This window comes from Desulfocurvus sp. (assembly GCF_023230885.1).
GTDB lineage: Bacteria > Desulfobacterota > Desulfovibrionia > Desulfovibrionales > Desulfovibrionaceae > Desulfocurvus.
Genome location: NZ_JALNWM010000221.1, coordinates 1 through 5,326, shown reverse-complemented (window position 1 = coordinate 5,326; position 5,326 = coordinate 1). Strand labels below are relative to the sequence as shown.

The window sequence follows — 5,326 nt, the reverse complement described above, 5'->3', positions numbered from 1 at the left end:
CCGCTGGCCGATGTGGTTTCCGTCGAGTCGCTGCTGGTCTTTTCCGGGGTGTCCATGGCCCTGGTGGGCGGGGTGTATTTCCGGTTCGACCGCCGGGCGCGCGGCGGCTGAGGCTGCGGGCCGGAGCAGGGCAGGGCAGGGCGCGGGCCTGCTCCTGCCGAACGCATTTTTCCCCTTGACGCCTGGGCGGTTTGCCTCCTAAAGAAGACGTTGATTTTCATTTTCAACTTCATTCAGGCATTCGAAACCCCGGCGGCGAGACGCCCCGGGCTGCGCCGCGAGGCGGGGAAGGCGGAACCATGACCGGCCCAAGGACGCTCAAGACAGTGCATACCGGCGAGAAAGCCTTCATCGTGGGCATCGACGCGGGCTCCAGGGTGCTGGCGCGCCTGGAATCCCTGGGCCTGCTGCCCGGGGTGGAGGTGGACGTGCTGGCCAACGGCAGCGGCCCGATGCTGGTTTCCGTTGGCCAGGGGCGCGTTGTGGTGGAGGCCGGAATCGCCAGCAAGGTGCTGGTGGCCTAAGGCCTGCCCGCGCGGGTCAACGTGCTTTCAAGGGAGAACCCATGACGATCAACGAAATGAAGCCCGGGGAAACCCGCGCCGTGAAAGGCCTGACGGCGGGCGGCGCCCTGGGCCAGAGGCTCATGGACCTGGGATTTTTCCCGGGGGCGGCTGTGCAGGTCGTGCGCAACGCGCCCCTGGTCGACCCGGTGGAGCTGGAACTTGACGGATACCACATGAGCATCCGCCACGACGAGGCAGGCCATGTGGAGGTGGAGTAAGTGAGTCAGGAGAAGCTTCTTGTGGCCCTTGCCGGGCAACCCAACTGCGGCAAGACCACCGTGTTCAACATGCTCACCGGGGCCCGCCAGCATGTGGCCAACTACCCCGGCGTGACCGTGGAGAAGAAGAGCGGGCGCTTTTCGGCCGAGGGCCGCCCCGTGGAGTTGGTGGACCTGCCCGGCACCTACAGCCTGACGTCCTATTCCCTGGAGGAGCGCGTCGCGCGCGACTTCATCCTCTACGACAAGCCCCGGGCCATCATCAACGTGGCCGACGCCTCGAACCTCAAGCGCAACCTGTACCTCACGCTGCAACTGTTCGAGATGGGCGTCCCCGTGGTGCTCAACCTGAACATGATGGACGTGGCCGAGCGGCGCGGCATCGGGGTGGACGCCCGGGGGCTCCAGGAGTACTTCGGCTCGCCCGTGGTGCCCACCGTGGGCAAGAAAGGCTCGGGCGCCCCGCAGCTCAAGGCCGCCGTCGCCGCCCTGGCCGACGCCGGGCCCGCCAGGGCGTTCGCCGTGGACTACGGGCCCCTGGAGCCCTTCGTCGCCGAGATCGGCGACCTTGTGGCCGCAGACCCGCAGGCCGCCGGGGCCTACCCCTCGCGCTGGCTGGCCATCAAGCTGCTGGAGGCCGACGCCGAGGCCGCGAACCTGCTGGCGCGCCACCATCCCGAAGCGGCGGAGGTCATGGAGCGCGTGCAGGCCCTGCGCGCCCGGTTCGAAACCGAGGCCGGGCTCTCGGCCGACCGGCACATCGCCTTCACCCGCCACCGCCTCTGCGCGGACATTTTCCGCCGTTTCGTCACCGTTCCGGGCGAAAAGCGCCGGACCCTGTCCGACAAGGCCGACTCCTTCGTCTGCCATCGCTTCGCCGGGCCGGTGATCCTGGTGTTGATCCTGCTCGGGCTGTACCAGATCTCCATCGTCTTCGGCGGCTGGGTGGCCTTGCAGGTCTGGCCGGTGTGGGGTTCGCTGGAGAGCTTCACCGAGGGGCTGCTGCCCGCCGCCGGGTTCCTGGACGACCCGCTGCTGCGCTCCCTGGGCATGTGGACGGTGAAGAGCGTCACGGCCATCCTCAACTACCTGCCCATCTTCTTCCTGCTCTTCGCGCTCATCGCCATCCTGGAGGACAGCGGCTACATGCCGCGCATGGCCTTCATCCTGGACCGGCTCTTCCGCCGTTTCGGGCTGCACGGCCAGTCCACGCTGCCGCTGATCCTGGGCGGGGTGTATGTGGGCGGCTGCGCCATCCCGGCGGTCATGGCCACCAAGGCCATCCCCGACGAGCGCGCCCGGCTGGCCACCATCCTCGTGGCGCCGATGATGAACTGCCTGGCCAAGGTGCCGCTGTACCTCATCCTCATCAGCGCCTACTTCGCGGACCACGCCGGCATGGCCATGTTCTTCATCGCCACGGTGACCCTGTTCATGGCTCTGCCCGTGGCCAAGGCCCTGTCGCTGACCGTGCTGCGCCGCCGCGAGAGCGCGCCGTTCATCATGGAGATGCCGCCGTACCACCTGCCCACCGCGGGCGGGGTGCTGCGCCGGGCCCTGGAGCGCATCTGGCTGTTCGTGAAGAAGATCGTCACCGTGGTCGTGGCCGTGGCGGTAATCGTGTTCATGCTCATCAACTTCCCCAACCTCGGCCGCGAGCGGCTGGAGGACTACGCCGCCCGGCGCGACGCCGCCGTGGACGCCTTCATGGCCGAGGTGGACAAGACCTCCTTCAAGGGCCGCATCGCCCCCGAGGACGTGCTGGCCCTGGTCCTCTTCGAGGAGGACATGAAAAGCGCCAAGCGCGGCGTGTCCGACCAGGCCCGGGCAGACGCCATCAACGCGCGCTTCGCCGAGGCCAACCCGGTCTTCTACGCCGTGGTCAGCCGCGAGGGCAAGGACGGCAAGGCCCTGAACCGGGCCCTCAAGGGCGTGATCAACACCCGCAAGGAACTGCGCCGGAACATGCGCGCCGAGCGTTTCGAGGCCAGCTTCCTGGGCGTGGCGGGCCGGGCCCTGGAGCCCCTGACCCAGTGGGCGGGCTTCAACTGGCGCATCAACATCGCCCTGCTTTCGGCCTTCGCCGCCAAGGAGAACAGCGCCGCCACCCTGGGCGCCATCTACGGCATCGACGGCGAGGGCGGCGGCTCGGTGGAGCAGGGCATGCTTGCGGGCGAGGAGGGCTTCACGCCCCTGCACGCCCTGGCCCTGATGCTCTTCATGGCCCTGTATCCGCCCTGCATCCCGGCGTCCATCATGGTCCGCATGCAAACCAACTCCAGCAAGTGGATGCTGTTCTCCATCGGCTACCAGACCCTGCTGGGCCTGGCCGTGGCCACCCTGGTCTTCACCGGCGGGCGGCTGTTGGGGCTGAGCGGCGTCCAGGCCATGTGGGCTTTCTACGGGCTTTGCGTCGCCGCCACGGTGGGCATGGCCCTCATTCCGGAAAAAACGGCGCGGGAGCTTTCCGGGCCGCAAACGAGACAACCCAAGGAGGGTATCGCATCATGAAATTCGTCAAGCACCTGCTGCTGCTCGTGGCATTCTGCCTCGTGTCGTCCCTGGCCGTGGCCCATTCGCCCCTGTGCGACTGCTTCGACAACGGCGACGGCACCATCACCTGCGAAGGCGGCTTCTCCGACGGCTCCTCGGCCTCGGGCGTGGGCATGACCGTCAAGGACGGCGCCGGTGCCGTGCTCCAGGAAGGCAAGATGGACGCCAACAGCGAGTTCTCCTTCCCCAAGCCCGAAGGCGACTATTCCGTGACCTTCGACGCGGGTGAGGGCCACCAGGTGGTCATCAAGGGCGAGAACATCGTCCAGTAGGCGTCGCGGGCGCGTTTGACGTGGCGGGGCCGCCCGGCCCCTTTTTCAAACCCCAGTCGATGAAATCGAAGATCAAATTCAACAAGCGGAGGAACCGATGAAAAAGATGACCTGGGCCCTGGCCCTGATCGCCGTGTTCGCCCTGTCCGGGCAGGCCAGCGCGCACTTCATGATGATGCACACCCCCGAGATCGCCCAGGAGAAGGGCGGCGACATGGACTTCCGCATCGTCTTCACCCACCCGGCCGAGGCCGGGCACATCATGGACATGGGCGGCGTGCAGGACTTCTACGCCCTGTACCAGCGCGGCGACGCCGAGCCCCAGAAGATCGAGCTCAAGGGCTACCTGAAGGAGATCGCCTGGGCCAACCCCGAGTCCAAGGGCAAAGGCTACTCGGCCCTGATCCCCAAGAAGGATGTCCGCTCCATGGGCGACTACACCTTCGTCTTCATCCCCGGCTTCTACTTCGAGGAGGAAGAGGGCGTCTACATGCAGCAGATCACCAAGGTCGTGGCCAACGTGGGCGGCATCCCCGGCAACTGGGCCGAGCCCGCCGGCCTGCCCTGCGAGATCGTGCCGCTGATCAAGCCCTACGGCCTGTGGACCGGCAACGTCTTCAAGGCCCAGGTGCTTTCCGAGGGCAAGCCCGTGCCCGGCGCCGAGGTCGAGGTGGAGTTCCTGAACCACATGCCCGACTACAAGGCCAACGCCGTGTCCAAGGACGGCATCGTGGAATACCCGCATGACGCCTTCGTCACCCAGACCATCTTCGCCGACGCCGACGGCTACATCACCTACGGCATCCCCAAGGCCGGCTGGTGGGGCTTCGCGGCCCTGGGCGTGGGCCCGCAGACCGAGCACAACGGCAAGGAACTGTCCCAGGACGCCGTGATCTGGGTCAAGGCCGTGGACATGAAGTAGCGCTTTCCGGCGCCGGATGGTCCGGCCGCCGGGTGCCCGGGACCGACGCCGGGTACTCCCCGGGAATACGGACAGGCCCCCGCTTCGGCGGGGGCTTTGTCTGCCCCGGGGCCAAGGGCGGGCGGCGCGGCGGGGCCGGGTGCGGGGCGTGTTTTTCCTTGGCCCCGGGCCCCGGGGATGGTAGGCAGACCCGCAGCCTGGCGCCGCGGGGCGGAACCCCCGGCGCAGGAGCCGTTTTCCCGGGCGGCGATCTGGCCCGGGCCGCGCTTGCGGCCCGCAGCCCGCCCCCGAGGCCCTTGCCCGAGGTTCGCCCACGCAATGACCGGCCCTCCATCGCCCAAGGCGCTCCTTGCGTCGCTTCTCGCCGCCCTGGTTCTGCTCCTGGCCCCGGCGCGCCCGGCCCCGGCGCACCCCCATGTGTTCATGGACAACCAGGCGACGCTGGTCTTCGACGCCCAGGGGCTGGCCGGGTTCCGGCTGTCCTGGCTGTTCGACGACATGTTCGGCACCACCGTCATCGAGGACTACGACCGCGACGGCGACGGGGTGTTCGGCCCGCAGGAGCTGGCCGTGCTCAAGGCCGAGGTCTTCGATTACCTGCGCCATTCGGACTGGTTCACCTTCGTGTGGGTCGACGGGGTCGCGCGCAGGACCGTGGAGGTCCGCGATTTTTCCGCGCGCATCAGCGCCGGGCGGCTGATCTACGAGTTCTTCGTGCCCTGCCCGGTGCCCGCCGGGGCAGGGGAGCGGCGGGTGCTGCTGTCGGTACACGACCCGGAGTACTACGCCGACGTG

6 protein-coding genes are annotated in these 5,326 nt (G+C 68.1%); all 6 read left to right on the top strand.

Going from position 1 to position 5,326, the window contains the following annotated elements:
* The first annotated feature begins 299 nt into the window (after positions 1–299).
* On the top strand, positions 300–524 hold the full coding sequence (locus M0P34_RS13440) for a FeoA family protein (protein ID WP_291500006.1): 225 nt from the start codon (positions 300–302) through the stop codon (positions 522–524).
* 41 nt (positions 525–565) lie between these two features.
* On the top strand, positions 566–784 hold the full coding sequence (locus M0P34_RS13435) for a ferrous iron transport protein A (protein WP_291500004.1): 219 nt from the start codon (positions 566–568) through the stop codon (positions 782–784).
* Positions 785–3,295 (top strand): ferrous iron transport protein B, encoded by a 2,511-nt coding sequence (feoB, locus tag M0P34_RS13430; RefSeq protein WP_291500003.1) that lies wholly within the window; start codon positions 785–787, stop codon positions 3,293–3,295.
* On the top strand, positions 3,292–3,609 hold the full coding sequence (locus tag M0P34_RS13425; RefSeq protein ID WP_291500001.1) for a hypothetical protein: 318 nt from the start codon (positions 3,292–3,294) through the stop codon (positions 3,607–3,609). Before feoB ends, M0P34_RS13425 begins: the two co-directional genes overlap by 4 nt.
* A 97-nt stretch (positions 3,610–3,706) precedes the next feature.
* Positions 3,707–4,531, top strand: a complete 825-nt coding sequence (locus M0P34_RS13420) for a DUF4198 domain-containing protein (protein WP_291499999.1) — start codon at positions 3,707–3,709, stop codon at positions 4,529–4,531.
* A gap of 318 nt (positions 4,532–4,849) precedes the next feature.
* The coding region (locus tag M0P34_RS13415) for a DUF1007 family protein (protein WP_291499997.1) at positions 4,850–5,326 on the top strand (477 nt) is incomplete at its 3' end.

What these genes read in the sequence shown, in the direction of transcription:
- M0P34_RS13440 (WP_291500006.1), top strand. Translation starts at nt 300, where the DNA reads ATGACCGGCCCAAGGACGCTCAAGACAGTGCATACCGGCGAGAAAGCC.
- M0P34_RS13425 (WP_291500001.1), top strand. Translation starts at nt 3,292, where the DNA reads ATGAAATTCGTCAAGCACCTGCTGCTGCTCGTGGCATTCTGCCTCGTG.
- M0P34_RS13420 (WP_291499999.1), top strand. Translation starts at nt 3,707, where the DNA reads ATGAAAAAGATGACCTGGGCCCTGGCCCTGATCGCCGTGTTCGCCCTG.
- M0P34_RS13435 (WP_291500004.1), top strand. Translation starts at nt 566, where the DNA reads ATGACGATCAACGAAATGAAGCCCGGGGAAACCCGCGCCGTGAAAGGC.